Genomic DNA, 15,176 nt, shown 5'->3' on the forward strand with positions numbered 1-15,176 from the left:
CTTCTCCTATACGAGCCAGCCAGCGGTCAGTACTGCGCTCTGTCGCGGGCCTTACATCCGGAATACGCCGAACCGGGTCGGTTCGATCGGTGCGTTGAGACTCGCCGAGATTGCCAGGCCCAGCAGGTCGCGCGTCTGCGCCGGATCAATAACACCGTCATCCCACAGTCGCGCGCTGGAGTAGTAGGGGTGCCCCTGGTGCTCGTATTGCTCGAGGATTGGCTGTTTGAGTTGCGCCTCGTCTTGCTCCGAAAAGGTCTGTCCGCTGCGCTCGGCCTGCTCTCGCTTCACCTGCACCAATACCCCGGCAGCCTGCTCGCCACCCATCACGCCGATACGGGCGTTGGGCCACATCCACAGGAAGCGCGGGTCGTAGGCTCGGCCGCACATGCCGTAGTTGCCGGCACCGAAACTGCCGCCGATGACCACGGTGAATTTCGGCACCTGGGCGCAGGCGACCGCAGTGACCAGCTTGGCGCCGTGCTTGGCAATGCCGCCGGTTTCGTATTTCTGGCCAACCATGAATCCTGTGATGTTCTGCAGGAACAGCAGCGGGATGCCGCGCTGGCAGGCCAGTTCGATAAAGTGCGCACCTTTCTGAGCGGCTTCGGCGAACAGAATGCCGTTGTTCGCCAGGATCGCGATCGGGTAGCCGTGCAGCGTGGCAAAGCCGCAGACCAGTGTGGTCCCGAACAGCGCCTTGAACTCGTCGAATTCGCTGCCATCGACCAGCCGCGCGATGACTTCGCGCACGTCGTAGGGCTGCTTGGATTGTGCGGGGATCACGCCATAAAGCTCGTCCGCGGCATACAGCGGCGCACGCGGTTGGCGCGGCTGTACCTGGCCAAGCTTTTTCCAGTTGAGGTTGGCGACGCAGCGCCGGGCAATGGCCAGGGCGTGCTCATCGCTTTCGGCATAGTGGTCGGCCACGCCGGAGGTTTTGCAGTGCACATCGGCGCCGCCCAAGTCTTCAGCAGTCACCACTTCCCCGGTCGCCGCCTTCACCAGCGGCGGGCCGGCGAGGAAGATGGTCGCCTGGTTGCGCACCATGATGGTTTCGTCGGCCATCGCCGGTACATAAGCGCCACCTGCAGTACAGGAGCCCATCACCACGGCAATCTGCGGAATGCCAATGGCGCTCATGTTGGCCTGGTTGAAGAAAATTCGGCCGAAGTGTTCGCGGTCAGGGAATACTTCATCCTGGCGCGGCAGGTTGGCTCCGCCGGAATCCACCAGGTAGATGCATGGCAAGCGATTCTGCTGGGCGATAGCTTGAGCACGGAGGTGCTTTTTAACGGTGAGCGGGTAGTAGCTGCCGCCTTTTACCGTGGCGTCGTTTGCAATGATCATGCATTCGACGCCCTCGACTCGACCGATACCGGCAACCACGCCGGCGGCAGCGACGTCCTCGCCATACACCTCGTGGGCGGCCAGTGGCGCGACCTCGAGAAAGGCCGAGCCAGGGTCTAGGAGGGCGTTGATGCGGTCACGCACCAGCAGCTTGCCGCGAGCGACATGGCGCTGTTGGGACTTCTCACCACCGCCTTCGCTGACCTTGCCGAGCAGCGTGCGGAGGCTTTCCACCTGCTCGAGCATGGCGTCGCGGTTGGCGGCGAATTCGGGCGAGCGGGTGTTGATCTGGGTGTTCAGGATGGCCATGTTCGGCTCCGGTTCAATCCGCGGGGTGGATGCGCTCGGTCGCGTAGGGTGGGCCGGGCTTCGTTCCGCTTTAGCCCACCCTACTGAGTTCGCCTCCAGCCCTTTTATTTGGTTTCGTTGAACAACTCGCGGCCGATCAACATCCGACGAATCTCGCTGGTGCCAGCGCCAATCTCGTAGAGCTTGGCATCTCGCAGCAGGCGGCCGGTGGGGAATTCGTTGATATAGCCGTTGCCGCCGAGAATCTGGATAGCCTGCAGCGCCATCTGCGTTGCCGCCTCGGCGGTATAGAGGATCACGCCGGCGGCATCCTTGCGGGTGGTTTCGCCACGGTCGCAAGCCTGCGCGACGGTGTACAGGTAGGCGCGGCTGGCGTTGAGCTGGGTGTACATGTCGGCCACCTTGCCCTGGATGAACTGGAATTCGCCGATGCTCTGGCCGAATTGTTTGCGGTCGTGGATGTAAGGCACCACGACATCCAGGCACGCCTGCATGATCCCGACCGGGCCGCCGGCCAGCACCACGCGTTCATAGTCCAGGCCGCTCATCAGTACTTTGACGCCGCCATTTTCGGCGCCCAGCACGTTCTCTTCCGGCACCTCGACGTCATCGAAGAACAGCTCGCAGGTGTTGGAGCCGCGCATGCCGAGCTTGTCGAACTTGCTGCCGCGTGAGAACCCCTTCCAGTCGCGCTCGACGATGAATGCCGTGATGCCATGGGCGCCCTTGTCGAGGTCGGTCTTGGCGTAGATCACGTAGGTGTTGGCATCCGGACCATTGGTGATCCAGGTCTTGCTGCCGTTGAGTACGTAGCGGTCGCCTTTCTTGTCGGCGCGCAGCTTCATCGAGACCACGTCGGAGCCGGCGTTGGGCTCGCTCATGGCCAGTGCGCCGACATGCTCACCGGAAATCAGCTTGGGCAGGTACTTCGCCTTCTGCTCTGGTGTGCCGTTGCGGTTGATCTGGTTGACGCAGAGGTTGGAATGCGCGCCGTAGGACAGGCCCACCGAGGCTGAACCGCGGCTGATCTCCTCGATGGCGATGACATGCGCCAGGTAACCCATGCCAGCGCCGCCGTATTCCTCGTCTATGGTGATACCGAGCAGGCCCATGTCGCCGAACTTGCGCCACATGTCGCTGGGGAAGAGGTTGTCACGGTCGATGGCTTCGGCGCGAGGCGCCAGTTCATTCGCAACGAAACCGCGGGTCTGGTCGCGAAGCATGTCCACGGTTTCACCGAGAGCGAAGTTGAGGCCTGAATAGTTCATGTGCCACCTGTCTGTCTTGTAGTTGTTCTCATCCGGCCGCCGAAGGGAGTAGAGCCGGTTTTCACCTGCGGTTCAGCCTGTCGTTTGTCCCGCTTCCATACCGACTTTAGGCGTAGGGTGCGGTGGGTTGTCACGCTGTTACCTTTACGTTAACGTAACGACGTCCCGAATGACTGTCAACTGCAGCCTTCGTGGCAGTAAGGCCTCATAACAAACATAAGACTGAGGAATTTCGACATGAGTCTTCCGAGCTACACCTGCGGACCGCAGACCAAACCCCTGTTGCCGATGACCATCGGTGCGGCGTTCGACCGGGCTGTCGAGCGGTTCTCCGACCGTGAGGCCTTGGTCGTCCGTCACCAGAACCTGCGTTACACCTGGGCACAGCTGGCCGACGAAGTGGACCGTTGCGCACGCGGCTTGCTGGCGCTCGGCCTTAAGCCTGGCGAGCGGGTGGGCATCTGGTCGCCCAACAATGCGCAGTGGTGCATCACTCAGTTTGCAACCGCCAAGGTGGGCGTGGTGCTGGTAAACATCAACCCGGCCTATCGCCTGAACGAGCTCGAGTACGCGCTGAAGCAGTCCGGCTGCCGTTTGCTGATCTGCGCTGATGCGTTCAAGACTTCGGACTATCACGCGATGCTGCATGAGCTGCTGCCGGAGCTGGAGCGCTCGGCCATCGGCGCCTTGCAGAGCCACATGCTGCCCGAGCTGCGTGGGGTGATCAGCCTGTGCGACACGCCGGTTGACGGCATGCTCCTGTGGAAAGGGCTGATGGACATGGCGGAGAACGTCGGCCCGGAGCAGCTGCGCCAATGCGGTGAGCAGCTGCAATTCGATGACCCGATCAATATTCAGTACACCTCCGGCACCACGGGTTTCCCCAAGGGCGCCACGCTCAGTCACTACAACATCCTTAATAACGGCTACATGGTCGGTGAGAGTCTCAAGCTCAGCGAGCACGACCGGCTGGTGATCCCGGTCCCGCTCTATCACTGCTTTGGCATGGTCATGGGCAATCTTGGTTGCGTCACCCATGGCACCACGATGATCTATCCGAGCGCCGCCTTCGAACCGCTCGCGGCATTGCAAGCGGCAGCCGAAGAAAAGGCCACCGGTATGTACGGCGTGCCGACCATGTTCATCGCCATGCTCGACCACCCGGAGCGTCAATCGCTGGATCTGAGCAATCTGCGCACCGGGATCATGGCCGGTTCCACCTGTCCGATCGAAGTCATGAAGCGCGTCATCGACGACATGCACCTGGCCGAGATGCAGATTGCGTATGGCATGACCGAAACCAGCCCCGTCTCGACTCAGACCGGCCCGGATGATGACCTTGAACGCCGTGTCACCAGTGTCGGGCGCACCCAGCCGCACCTGGAAAGTAAGGTAGTCGACGAACACAACCGCATCGTCCCGCGCGGGCAGATCGGCGAACTCTGTACCCGCGGTTACAGCGTCATGCTCGGTTACTGGAACAATCCGGAGGCCACCGCCGGTGCTATCGACGGCGCGCGCTGGATGCACACCGGTGACCTGGCGACCATGGACGAGGAGGGCTACATCAAGATCGTCGGCCGCAACAAAGACATGATCATTCGCGGCGGTGAGAATGTGTATCCGCGGGAGGTGGAGGAGTTTCTGTTCACCCACGCGGCGGTGGCTGACGTGCAGGTGATCGGCGTACCAGACAAGACCTACGGTGAAGAGATCGTTGCCTGGGTCAAGTTGCACCCGGGGCATTCAGCGACTGCCGACGATCTGCGCGAGTTCTGCAAAGGTCGGATCGCACATTTCAAGACGCCGCGACATATCAAGTTCGTCGATGAGTTCCCGATGACGATCAGCGGCAAGGTGCAGAAGTTCAAGATGCGCGAGGTCAGCGTTGCAGAGCTCGGCATTGCCGAGTGATGACCCAGCGGCTGGTTTCGACTAGCCGCTTCATTTGCTGAACGATACGGAGCCCTCCATGACCCAGCCCATCAGTCGCTTTCCGCTCGTTGATGACTTCGCTTCGCTGCCTGACGATGTGCGTGAACGCATTCTGGCGGTACAAGAGAAAGCCGGCTTCATACCCAATGTTTTTCTGATGTTGGCCCATAGGCCAGATGAATTCAGGGCTTTTTTTGCCTATCACGATGCGCTGATGGAGCGAGAATCGGACAGTCTGACCAAAGCCGAGAAAGAAATGATCGTGGTGGCGGTGAGCGCCGATCACGGCTGTCTGTACTGCGTAGTGGCGCATGGCGCGATTCTGCGAATCCTGGCCAAGGATCCACTGATTGCCGATCGGATTGCAGTGAACTACCACACCGCCGGGCTCAGCGAGCGCCAGCGGGTCATGCTCGATTTTGCACTGCACTTGGCTGCACAACGTGGCGTACTAGATGACGCCTGGCAGGCGCGATTGGAAAAGATGGGCTTCACTCAGAGCGACATCTGGGACATTGGCGCGATTGCTGCGCTGTTTGGTCTTTCCAACCGTCTGGTGTCGATGGCGCGAACGCCGCCCAACGACGAATTTTATTTGCTGGGTCGTGTGCCCAGAGCTGCCGCGAACTGAGCGGTAGCCATGGATTTACCGCATAACGCGGTAAACGAGACCCGACAGGAGCGAGGTCGGGTCCATCAGCTGCATCAACCAAGACAATAACAAGAGAGATGATCATGCAATTGAAACCCCTGAGCCGTTTCTTCCTCTTCAGCAGCCTGGCAGCTTCAGCGCTGGGCACCTCAACCATGGCATCCGCCGCGTTTCTCGATGACAGCAAAGCCAGCGTCGAGCTGCGCAACTTCTACATGAACCGTGATTTCCGCCAGTCCGGGGCGTCTCCATCCAAGGCCGACGAATGGGCGCAGGGCTTCATCCTGAAGATGGAATCGGGCTACACCGAAGGGCCGGTCGGCTTCGGCGTGGATGCGCTCGGCTTGCTGGGCGTCAAGCTCGATTCCAGCCCGGATCGCTCCGGCACCGGCATCCTGCAGCGCGATTCGTCCGGTCAGCCGTCTGATGACTACGGCACTGCCGGGCTGACCGCCAAAGCGAAGATGTCCAACACGACCCTGCACGTCGGCACCCTGCAGCCGATCATCCCAGTGGTAATGCGCAACGATAGCCGCCTGCTGCCCAGCATCTTCCGTGGGGGCTGGTTGCAGAGCAAGGAAATCGAGGGTCTGACCGTTGATGTCGGTATGCTCGATCGCATCAGCTACCGTGACTCCTCGGACTACGAAGAATTGACGGTTTATGCGCCTACTAGTGGTGCAGCGCGCAATATCGTCTTGGGTAGTACCAAAACCAGCGACGAGTTCCTGTTCGCCGGCGGCAAATACCAGTTCATGCCCGAACTGACCGGTAGCTATTACTACGGCGGCCTGGATGGCATCTACAAGCAGCACAACACGCAGCTGGTCCACATCATGCCGCTCGGTGAAAACCAGAGCTTCAAGACCGACCTGCGCTACGTGCGCTCGACCGATGACGGCGGCAGCAACGTCGATAACAACGCGTTCGGCGCGCTGTTCACCTACAAAATCGGCGGCCATGGCTTTACTGGCGGTTACCAGACGTTGAGCGGCGACACCGGCTTTGCGTACGTCAGCGGCGGCGACAACATGCTGATCAACCTGTTGCAGATCAATGACTTCGGCAACGAAGACGAGAAGTCATGGCAGGTTCGCTACGACTATGACTTTGCTGCTGCTGGCATCCCCGGGCTGAGCCTGATGACCCGCTACGTGTCCGGTGACAACGTCAACCTGGCCGGCGGTGGCGAAGGTGAAGAGTGGGAACGCGACACGGATATCGCTTATGTGGTCCAGAACGGACCGTTGAAGAACCTCGCCATGAAAGTGCGTAACGCCACGGTACGCAGCAACTTTGGCAGCGACATCAACGAAACTCGCGTGATCCTTAGCTACACCCTGGCGCTCTGGTAAGCGTCCTGAGCAGCACCGCAATACCTCCTCGTTGATCCTTTACCGGGCCCTTGCGGCCCGGTTTTTTCAGGGCATTTCACGTGTACAGCTGCTGCTGTATAGCCCGACATGACCAGTAGTACGCTCAATCGAGCGTTTGAAAAGGATGCTTGCTTCAACTTGTAAACGGTTGTTATCGTTTACGTAAAGGTCACCCAGTGATCTGCGCCATAACCAACAACAATAATCAGGGTTAGAGGGCATCCCATGGCACCGGAATTCGTGCTGGAAACGCGCGGTCTGACCAAGGAATTTCGCGGCTTTACCGCAGTGGATTCCGTTGATCTGCGTGTACAGAAGGGACACATCCATGCACTGATCGGCCCCAACGGGGCTGGCAAGACAACAGTGTTCAATCTCCTCACCAAGTTTCTGACGCCTACACGGGGCGAGATCCTCTACCGCGGCAAGGCCATCACCTCGATGAAGGCGAATCAGATCGCACGTCTCGGCCTGGTGCGCTCGTTCCAGATTTCTGCGGTGTTCGGCCACATGAGCGTGCTGGAAAACGTGCGCGTCGCATTGCAGCAGAAAATGGGCAATTCGTTTCACTTCTGGAAATCCGAAGGCACTCTGCGCGAGCTCGACGAGCGCGCGCTGCAGCTGCTTGCAGAGGTCGATCTGGAAAGCTATGCCCAGACGCTGGCCATCGAGCTGCCTTACGGACGCAAACGCGCGCTTGAGCTGGCCACTACGCTCGCGCTGGACCCGGTCGTGCTGCTGCTCGACGAGCCGACTCAAGGCATGGGCGGTGAAGACGTCGACATGGTCGTGGCGCTGGTACGACGCGCTGCCGAAAACCGTACGGTGCTGATGGTCGAGCACAATCTCAGCGTCGTCAGCCGACTGTGTGACCGCATCACCGTACTGGCGCGCGGCTCGGTCCTGGCCGAGGGTGATTACGACAGCGTCTCGGCAAATCCTGAGGTGCGCGAGGCCTACATGGGTAGCGAAGCTAACGCAGAGGAGGCTCACGCATGACGCCCAAAGCTGATCGCGACCAGCTGCGAGTCGATGACCTGCATGCGTTCTACGGCGAATCCCACATTCTGCATGGGGTCGACCTGGTGGTGGGGCGAGGCGAACTCGTTACCCTGCTGGGTCGCAACGGCTCAGGCCGCAGCACCACGTTGCGCGCCATCATGAACATGGTCGGCCGGCGCACCGGCTCCATCATCGTTAATGGCAACGAAACCATCGGCATACCTGCCCACCAGATCCCAAGGCTCGGCGTCGGCTACTGTCCTGAAGAACGCGGCATTTTCTCCAGTCTCAACGTCGAGGAAAACCTGTTGTTACCGCCGACCGTGCGCAGCGGCGGAATGGGGCTGGATGAGCTTTACGAAATGTTCCCCAACCTCTACGAGCGTCGCTTCAGCCAAGGCACGCGGTTGTCCGGCGGCGAGCAACAGATGCTGGCGATGGCGCGCATCCTGCGCACCGGTGCCAATCTGCTTCTGCTCGACGAAATCACCGAAGGTCTGGCTCCGGTGATCGTGCAAAAGCTTGCGGAGGTCCTGATCAGGCTCAAGAAACGTGGCCTGACCATCGTGCTGGTGGAGCAGAATTTCCGCTTCGCCGCACCACTGGCCGACCGTCATTACGTAATGGAGCACGGGCAGATTATCGAAGAGATCAGCGCCGCAGACCTGGATTCGAAAAAGGAGTTTTTGAATAGTTGTCTGGGGGTGTGACCACCCTCGCCAAGCAGTCATTGTGAAAACGACTGCGCTCGGTAATGCAGCGTTAAAAACAGGATTGGAATGCTCATTTACAGCTCGTAACTCCGCATCCTCCCCTGTTTTTGCCTTGCCTTCCCGTCGTTCGTTATGTCTTCACAACGCCTGCAAGCCAGCCGGTCCGCAGTAGATGCCGGTGATCAATAGCCACAACAAAAACAATCACAGTGGGTGAATATGAAAATGCTCAAGAAAACCGCAGCCGCCATCCTTGTATCCAGCATGATCGCCGGTGCCGCCCAGGCCGAAATCAGCAACGACGAAGTTCGCATCGGTTATCTCGCCGATATGTCAGGAACCTACCGTGATCTGTCTGGCCCTGGTGGACTGGAGGCACTGCAAATGGCCATCGAGGATTTCGGTGGCACGGTCAACGGCAAGAAGATCGTCACCTTCAACGCCGACGATCTGAACAAGCCCGACGTGGGTGCCAATACGGTTCGCCAGTGGATCGACGAGCGTAACGTCGACATGGTGACCGGCATGGTCGCCAGCTCCGTGGTGCTGGCAGCCGCCAAGGTGGTAGAGCAGGGCGGCAAGCTCGCGCTCATTTCCGGCGCTGCCGCTTCGAGCATCACTAACGAGTACTGCGCGCCAAGCCATATCCACTGGACCTACGACACCTTCGCGCTGGCAAACGGCACCGCCAATGCCGTGCTCAAGGATGGCGGCAAGAGCTGGTTCATCCTCACCGCTGACTACGCGTTTGGTCACGCCATGGAAAACGACATCAAGAAGGTCGTCGAAGCCGAAGGTGGCAGCGTGGTCGGCACGGTACGCCACCCATTCCCGAGCAGCGACTTCTCCTCCTACATCCTCCAGGCCCAGGGTTCAGGCGCCGATGTGGTCGCGCTGGCCAACGCCGGTGCAGACACGGTGAACTCGTTGAAGACCGCCAGCGAATTCGGCGTGACCCAATCCGGACAGAAACTCGCCGGCATGGTCGTCTTCCTCAACGATATCCACGCGATGGGACTGGACGTCACCCAGGGGCTGATGCTGACCACCGGCTGGTACTGGGACATGAACGAAGAAACCCGCGCCTGGGCCAAGCGTTACGAAGAGCGCGTTGGTCGCATGCCAGGCATGGTTCCCGCCGGTATCTACTCGGCGACCATGCATTACCTCAACGCCGTGAAGGAAACGGGCAGCGACGACGCCCAGGTCGTTCGCGCGCAGATGGCCAAGACACCGGTCAACGACATGTTTGCCAAGAACGGGAAGATCCGTGAAGACGGCCGCATGGTGCACGACATGTATCTGGTCAAGGTGAAGACCCCAGCCGAATCCAAGGGCGAGTGGGACCTCTATGAGGTGGTCAGCACCATTCCGGGCGATGAGGCCTTCCGTCCCATCGGTGAGAGCCAGTGCCAGCAGATGGCTCCGAAGGGCTGACCAGACTGGCGTACCGCTACCCGGTCAGCAGCCATGCTGCGCTGGCCGGGTTTTCCGGAATCCCTTTGGGTAGTGAATCATGACTCTCATTTTCGGCGTTCCCCTGAGCGTACTGTTCGGGCAGCTTCTGCTCGGCCTCATCAATGGGTCGTTCTATGCGCTGTTGAGCCTCGGCCTGGCCATCATCTTTGGCTTGCTGCGCATCATCAACTTCGCCCACGGCGCGCAATATATGCTCGGTGCCTTTGCCGCCTTCATCGGGTTGAATTACCTGGGCATCAACTACTGGATGGCTTTGCTGTTGTCGCCGTTGCTGATCGGCCTGCTGGGCATGGGTATCGAACGGGGTCTGCTGCGCCGTATCGCCGGGGAAGACCATCTGTACGGTCTGCTGCTGACCTTCGGCCTGGCGCTGATCGTCGAGGGTAGTTTCGTCAAGTTGTTCGGCGTGTCCGGATCGCCGTATCCGATGCCCGACCTGCTGAAGGGCGGGCATAACCTGGGCTTCATGTTCCTGCCGACCTACCGCGGCTGGGTGATCGTTGCGGCCCTGACGGTGTGCTTCGCGACCTGGTACATGATCGAACGCACCCGGCTGGGCTCGTACCTGCGCGCCGGTACGGAGAATCCGAAACTGATGCAGGCCTTCGGTATTAACGTTCCGCTGCTGGTCACCCTGACTTACGGCTATGGCGTCGCGCTGGCCGCGTTCGCTGGTGTGCTCGCCGCGCCTATCTACGCCGTCACGCCTGGGATGGGCTCGAATCTGCTGATCGTGGTGTTCGCCGTCGTGGTGATCGGCGGGATGGGTTCGATCATGGGCGCGATTGTCACGGGACTCGCGATGGGCCTCATCGAAGGGCTCACCAAAGTGTTCTATCCGGAGGCGGCCAACACGGTGATCTTCGTGATCATGGTGCTGGTACTGCTGCTGCGGCCAGCCGGTCTGTTCGGAAAGGAGGCATGAACATGTCGACTCAAGAAAACATTCAAGCGTCTCCCATGCAGGCCTCGGCGCTACAAGTGCGCGCCAATGCCGAGCGCGAGCGCCGCCGTGCTGCGCGACGGCGCCAGCACCTGTTTTATCTGGCGCTGCTGGGCATAGCGATGGTGGCGCCGCTAATGGTGTACCCGGTGTTCCTGATGAAGCTGTTGTGCTTCGCCCTGTTCGCCTGTGCATTCAATCTGCTGTTGGGATACGCCGGGCTGCTGTCCTTCGGACACGCTGCATTCTTCGCCTGCGGCGGCTATATCACTGGCTACATGCTGAGTACCTATACGGGTCTGAGTACCGAACTGGGGATAGTCGCCGGGACACTGGCGTCCACCGTGCTTGGCTTCGTCTTCGGCTTGCTGGCGATTCGCAGGCAAGGCATCTACTTCGCGATGATCACCCTGGCGTTGGCCCAGATGGTGTTCTTTGTCTTCGTCCAGGCGCCGTTTACCGGTGGTGAAAACGGCATGCAGGGCGTACCGCGCGGGCATCTGTTCGGTCTGTTCGACATGCAGAACAACATGTCCCTGTACTACTTCGTGCTGGCGGTGTTCGTGCTTGGCTTCGTGATCATCCAACGCACCATCCATTCGCCCTACGGTCAGGTGCTCAAGGCGATTCGCGAAAACGAGCCGCGGGCGATCTCGCTGGGCTACAACGTCGACGCGCACAAGTTGCTGGCCTTCGTCATCTCCGCGGGATTGACCGGCCTGGCTGGCTCGACCAAGACAGTGGTGTTCCAGCTTGCGTCACTGACCGATGCCCATTGGCACATGTCCGGAGAGGTGATCCTGATGACCCTGCTGGGCGGCGTCGGCACCATTCTCGGCCCGGTGGTGGGCGCGACGGTGGTGGTCACGCTGCAGAGCTCGCTGTCCAACGGCCCGCTGGGTGAATGGGTGCACGTGATTCTCGGGGTGATCTTCGTGCTCTGCGTGCTGCTGTTCCGCTCGGGGATCGTCGGGTGGGTGGAGCGCTTGATCAAGCGCAACTTCAAATAGCGGGCTGCTGTTTAGGGGCCCTGACGTGCCGCCGCTGGTTGGCCATACACGCGGCGGGAGAGGAGCGCCGAAAGGTGTGGCCGGCCATGCCTTCGCTGGGGCCGGATGGCATCGGCCTGACGCAGTAACAGCATACGAGATGCGACGTCGCCGCTTCGTTCAGGCTCTTCCCTGAGCCTGTCTTGTCAGACTTTACCCATGATGATCAGACGCGCCTCAAGCGTTCTGCCAGTTAGGCTTGCGCTTCTCCAGGAACGCGTTGACACCTTCCTTCTGATCCTTTGTATCGAACAGCTCGGCGAACAGCTCGCGTTCCTCCGCCCAACCTGAGCTGTGATCGTCGTTGCGCGCGTTCATCACCAGGCGTTTGCAACGGCTGACCGAGGAAGGGCTCTGCTTACTTGCGCCTTCGGCAAGCTTCAGGGCTGCGTCCAGGGATTGCCCACGCGGGACCACTTCTTCGACCAAACCAATCTTCTCGGCGCGCTGAGCATCGATGCGTTCGCCGCAAAGGATCATGCGCTTGGCCCAGCCTTCGCCCACCAGCCAAGGCAGGTTCTGCGTGCCACCGGCGCAGGGCAGCAGACCCACGCTGGCTTCCGGCAAGGCCATCTGAGCTTGTTCTTCGGCAATGCGAATGTCGCAAGCCAGCGCACATTCGAGGCCGCCACCCATGGCGTATCCGTTGATGGCCGCGATGGAAACGCCGCGAAAGCGCGTCAGTGCATCAAAGGCACGGCCAAAGAGTTGCGCGACTTCTCGCGCGCCGTTCTTGTCACCGTCGGCAAACTGTTTGAGGTCAGCTCCTGCCGAGAAGAATTTGTCGCCCTGGCCGGTAATGACCAGCGCGTAGACGTTTGGATCTTCGTTGAGCTGGCCGATCATCTGTTCCAGCGCCGCCAGCGACTCGCGATCCCAAGTATTGGCAGGTGGATTGGCAATGGTCAGCAGCGCCGTGTGGTCGCGCATTTCGAGATGGATCTTCTGGCTCATGTCGGTTCCTTGTGCTTGAAAGGGACGGTCGCGCTGAGGCGATACGAGGTTCGATAGACGAGCCTAGCAGTGTAAAAATAGTAAACCCATGGTGCGAAATGCAGAGGTATTCTGTGTTTTTGCACAGCGCGCCGCGGACGGCATGCGTCAACTCGATGGATCTGGAGTCTGCAGTGGATTGGGACAACCTGCGTTTTTTTCTCGAACTCGCGCGTGCGGGCAAACTGACGGTCGCCGCCAGGCGCCTGGCTGTAGACCACACCACTGTGGCCCGACGGGTGCAGGCGCTGGAGAAAAGCCTGGACCGGCAACTGTTCATCCGTGCCAAAGCAGGCTACCGGCTATCCGAGGCGGGCCGCGAACTGCTGGCCCAGGCCGAGGCGATGGAGAGCGCCATTGCCTCCATCGAACAACCGAGCCTCACCGCCGACAAACTCTCAGGCCAGGTACGCATTGGTGCGACCGAGGGCTACGGCACGGTGATGCTGGCAGGCCAACTGGCCAACCTGACCCGCGATTACCCGCACCTGGGCGTGGATCTGCTGGCGGTGCCGCGCTCGGTCAGATTGGCGCGGCATGAGGCGGACATCGTCATCACGCTGGAGCGTCCCGAGCGTGGCCCTTATGTGATCACCAAGCTCACCGACTACGTGTTGCGGCTTTATGCGTCGGAAGCCTACCTGGCGTCACACCCGCCCATCCGCAGCCGGGAGGACCTCAGCGATCATGTCTTCGTCAGCTATATCGAGGACCTGCTGTACAGCAAAGAGCTGTTCTACCTCGACGAGATCGTCCGTCCCCGTCAGCACTCGCTGCGCAGCACCAGCATCCTTGCCCAGCAAGAGGCCGTGGCAGCCGGGGCCGGGCTTGCCATCCTGCCGGCATTCCTGGCGCGCAAGGAGCCGCTGCTCAAGGAGGTCCTGGTCGGCGAAATCGAATTCACCCGAACCTTCTGGATGCTGATGCCGGTGGAAAACAAGGACCTGGCGCGGATGCGCGTGTGTTGGGATTTCCTGCGGGACGTTGCTGCCAATAGTCATGACGTGATGATGGGGCGCGCATGAACCGCGACGGCAAGGGCACCATTTCCGTCAGGCTGGTGGACGAGGCGCTGCAAGCCTTCACTTCGCCCTCGTTGCCAGCCGATCAGCTGCTGCATCAGCTCGGGCTGATGTCGGTCGATCTGGCAGATTCCGAGGCGCGAATCGATGTGGCTGACTTCAGCAAGCTCTGGCGGCGCTTGGCGCGGCACTTTGACGATGAGTTTTTTGGTATGGATGCGCGGCGCATGCGTGCCGGCAGTTTCGCCTTTGTATGCCGAGCGGCGATGGCCCAGCAAACCCTCGATGGCGCACTTCGTGTCGCGCTGGATTTCTTCGGGCTGACCTTCGAAGGCTTTCGCGGCGAGCTGTGTCGCAGCGAGAGCCTGGCTGAAATCACGCTGTCGGAGCCACCCGGTGCCCGGCCGCTCAGAGCCTTCAGCTACTTCACCTTCTGGATGCTGTTGCACGGCCTGGCCTGTTGGCTGGTTGGACGGCGCATCCCGCTGCTGGCCGTCGAGCTGCGTTGCGACGAGCCGGCCTACACCGACGACTACCGCGTCATGTTCTCGCGCAACCTGCGCTTCGCACGGCCGACTACACGGATCATTTTCGCTGCCGAGGTGCTCGACCTGCCGGTGCGCCGCAGCGAGCAGGAGTTGCACGGCTTCCTGGCGCATGCGCCTTCCAACATCCTGGTCAAATACCGCGACACCACGAGCCTCGCCAGCCGCATCAAGGCGCAGCTGCGTGAATTGCCGGCCGAAGAATGGCCGACCAGCGAAGCGCTGGCGCAGACGTTGTGCGTATCAGCCTCGACCTTGCGCCGTCGGCTGTCCGAGGCTGGGCAAACGTACCAGGCGATCAAGGACCAGGTGCGCCAGGAAATGGCCACCCTGTGGCTGGCAGACGCCTCCATCACCTACGCGGAAATCGCCGAGCGCTTGGGTTTTGCCGATGTCAGCTCGTTCTACAAGGCGTTCCGCAAATGGTCCGGGACCAATCCGGGGCAGTACCGCAGCCTGATCTTGCGGGCGGACGAACCGGTTATTTCGCGCTTTTCATAGCGAAGCCCACACCGACCATAGCGCCTGGCTTGGCCAAAC

13 protein-coding genes are annotated in these 15,176 nt (G+C 60.6%); 10 read left to right on the forward strand and 3 right to left on the reverse strand.

Features of this window, described 5'->3' with window-relative positions; translation table 11 throughout:
- Positions 1 to 51 precede the first annotated feature (51 nt).
- Together CXK96_RS03320 and CXK96_RS03325 are read right to left on the reverse strand one after the other, a co-directional pair.
- Complete coding sequence (locus CXK96_RS03320) at positions 52 to 1,659, reverse strand: carboxyl transferase domain-containing protein (protein WP_102835089.1); 1,608 nt, start codon at positions 1,657 to 1,659, stop codon at positions 52 to 54.
- Positions 1,660 to 1,763: 104 nt separating this feature from the next.
- A complete protein-coding gene (locus tag CXK96_RS03325) occupies positions 1,764 to 2,927 on the reverse strand; it encodes an isovaleryl-CoA dehydrogenase (RefSeq protein WP_102835090.1) in 1,164 nt (387 codons plus the stop codon).
- 237 nt (positions 2,928 to 3,164) lie between these two features.
- Between CXK96_RS03325 and CXK96_RS03330 the strand changes: the two genes are divergently transcribed.
- The 8 genes from CXK96_RS03330 to CXK96_RS03365 all read left to right on the forward strand — a co-directional run bounded on the left by CXK96_RS03330 (position 3,165) and on the right by CXK96_RS03365 (position 12,037).
- Positions 3,165 to 4,841 (forward strand): AMP-binding protein, encoded by a 1,677-nt coding sequence (locus CXK96_RS03330; protein WP_102835091.1) that lies wholly within the window; start codon positions 3,165 to 3,167, stop codon positions 4,839 to 4,841.
- Positions 4,842 to 4,899: 58 nt separating this feature from the next.
- Complete coding sequence (locus tag CXK96_RS03335; RefSeq protein WP_064482396.1) at positions 4,900 to 5,493, forward strand: peroxidase-related enzyme; 594 nt, start codon at positions 4,900 to 4,902, stop codon at positions 5,491 to 5,493.
- 104 nt (positions 5,494 to 5,597) lie between these two features.
- Positions 5,598 to 6,869, forward strand: coding sequence for an OprD family porin (locus CXK96_RS03340; RefSeq protein WP_102835489.1), 1,272 nt, complete (start codon positions 5,598 to 5,600; stop codon positions 6,867 to 6,869).
- Positions 6,870 to 7,115: 246 nt separating this feature from the next.
- Entirely contained in the window at positions 7,116 to 7,889 is a 774-nt protein-coding gene (locus tag CXK96_RS03345; RefSeq protein WP_102835092.1) for an ABC transporter ATP-binding protein, read from the forward strand.
- Entirely contained in the window at positions 7,886 to 8,602 is a 717-nt protein-coding gene (locus CXK96_RS03350; RefSeq protein WP_102835093.1) for an ABC transporter ATP-binding protein, read from the forward strand. Before CXK96_RS03345 ends, CXK96_RS03350 begins: the two co-directional genes overlap by 4 nt.
- A 222-nt stretch (positions 8,603 to 8,824) precedes the next feature.
- Positions 8,825 to 10,042 carry an ABC transporter substrate-binding protein gene (locus CXK96_RS03355; protein ID WP_102835094.1) on the forward strand — a complete coding sequence of 406 codons (1,218 nt, stop codon included), beginning with the start codon at positions 8,825 to 8,827 and terminating at the stop codon, positions 10,040 to 10,042.
- Positions 10,043 to 10,121: 79 nt separating this feature from the next.
- The gene (locus CXK96_RS03360) at positions 10,122 to 11,009 is read left to right on the forward strand and encodes a branched-chain amino acid ABC transporter permease (RefSeq protein ID WP_102835095.1); all 888 of its coding nucleotides are present in this window, start codon (positions 10,122 to 10,124) and stop codon (positions 11,007 to 11,009) included.
- 2 nt (positions 11,010 to 11,011) lie between these two features.
- Complete coding sequence (locus tag CXK96_RS03365) at positions 11,012 to 12,037, forward strand: branched-chain amino acid ABC transporter permease (RefSeq protein ID WP_102835096.1); 1,026 nt, start codon at positions 11,012 to 11,014, stop codon at positions 12,035 to 12,037.
- Positions 12,038 to 12,253: 216 nt separating this feature from the next.
- On the opposite strand, the gene CXK96_RS03370 is transcribed toward CXK96_RS03365, so the two are convergent.
- A complete protein-coding gene (locus CXK96_RS03370) occupies positions 12,254 to 13,030 on the reverse strand; it encodes an enoyl-CoA hydratase (RefSeq protein WP_102835097.1) in 777 nt (258 codons plus the stop codon).
- 173 nt (positions 13,031 to 13,203) lie between these two features.
- On the opposite strand from CXK96_RS03370, the gene CXK96_RS03375 reads away from it, so the two are divergent.
- Together CXK96_RS03375 and CXK96_RS03380 are read left to right on the forward strand one after the other, a co-directional pair.
- Complete coding sequence (locus tag CXK96_RS03375) at positions 13,204 to 14,094, forward strand: LysR family transcriptional regulator (protein ID WP_102835098.1); 891 nt, start codon at positions 13,204 to 13,206, stop codon at positions 14,092 to 14,094.
- Positions 14,091 to 15,137 (forward strand): AraC family transcriptional regulator, encoded by a 1,047-nt coding sequence (locus CXK96_RS03380; RefSeq protein ID WP_102835099.1) that lies wholly within the window; start codon positions 14,091 to 14,093, stop codon positions 15,135 to 15,137. Before CXK96_RS03375 ends, CXK96_RS03380 begins: the two co-directional genes overlap by 4 nt.
- Positions 15,138 to 15,176: the final 39 nt, after the last annotated feature.

The organism is Stutzerimonas stutzeri, from assembly GCF_002890895.1.
GTDB classification, from domain to species: Bacteria; Pseudomonadota; Gammaproteobacteria; order Pseudomonadales; family Pseudomonadaceae; genus Stutzerimonas; species Stutzerimonas stutzeri_AB.

Bases quoted from the DNA above. Each gene is read 5' to 3' on its own strand.
- CXK96_RS03320 (WP_102835089.1), bottom strand. From the start codon at position 1,659: ATGGCCATCCTGAACACCCAGATCAACACCCGCTCGCCCGAATTCGCC.
- CXK96_RS03325 (WP_102835090.1), bottom strand. From the start codon at position 2,927: ATGAACTATTCAGGCCTCAACTTCGCTCTCGGTGAAACCGTGGACATG.
- CXK96_RS03330 (WP_102835091.1), top strand. From the start codon at position 3,165: ATGAGTCTTCCGAGCTACACCTGCGGACCGCAGACCAAACCCCTGTTG.
- CXK96_RS03335 (WP_064482396.1), top strand. From the start codon at position 4,900: ATGACCCAGCCCATCAGTCGCTTTCCGCTCGTTGATGACTTCGCTTCG.
- CXK96_RS03340 (WP_102835489.1), top strand. From the start codon at position 5,598: ATGCAATTGAAACCCCTGAGCCGTTTCTTCCTCTTCAGCAGCCTGGCA.
- CXK96_RS03345 (WP_102835092.1), top strand. From the start codon at position 7,116: ATGGCACCGGAATTCGTGCTGGAAACGCGCGGTCTGACCAAGGAATTT.
- CXK96_RS03350 (WP_102835093.1), top strand. From the start codon at position 7,886: ATGACGCCCAAAGCTGATCGCGACCAGCTGCGAGTCGATGACCTGCAT.
- CXK96_RS03355 (WP_102835094.1), top strand. From the start codon at position 8,825: ATGAAAATGCTCAAGAAAACCGCAGCCGCCATCCTTGTATCCAGCATG.
- CXK96_RS03360 (WP_102835095.1), top strand. From the start codon at position 10,122: ATGACTCTCATTTTCGGCGTTCCCCTGAGCGTACTGTTCGGGCAGCTT.
- CXK96_RS03365 (WP_102835096.1), top strand. From the start codon at position 11,012: ATGTCGACTCAAGAAAACATTCAAGCGTCTCCCATGCAGGCCTCGGCG.
- CXK96_RS03370 (WP_102835097.1), bottom strand. From the start codon at position 13,030: ATGAGCCAGAAGATCCATCTCGAAATGCGCGACCACACGGCGCTGCTG.
- CXK96_RS03380 (WP_102835099.1), top strand. From the start codon at position 14,091: ATGAACCGCGACGGCAAGGGCACCATTTCCGTCAGGCTGGTGGACGAG.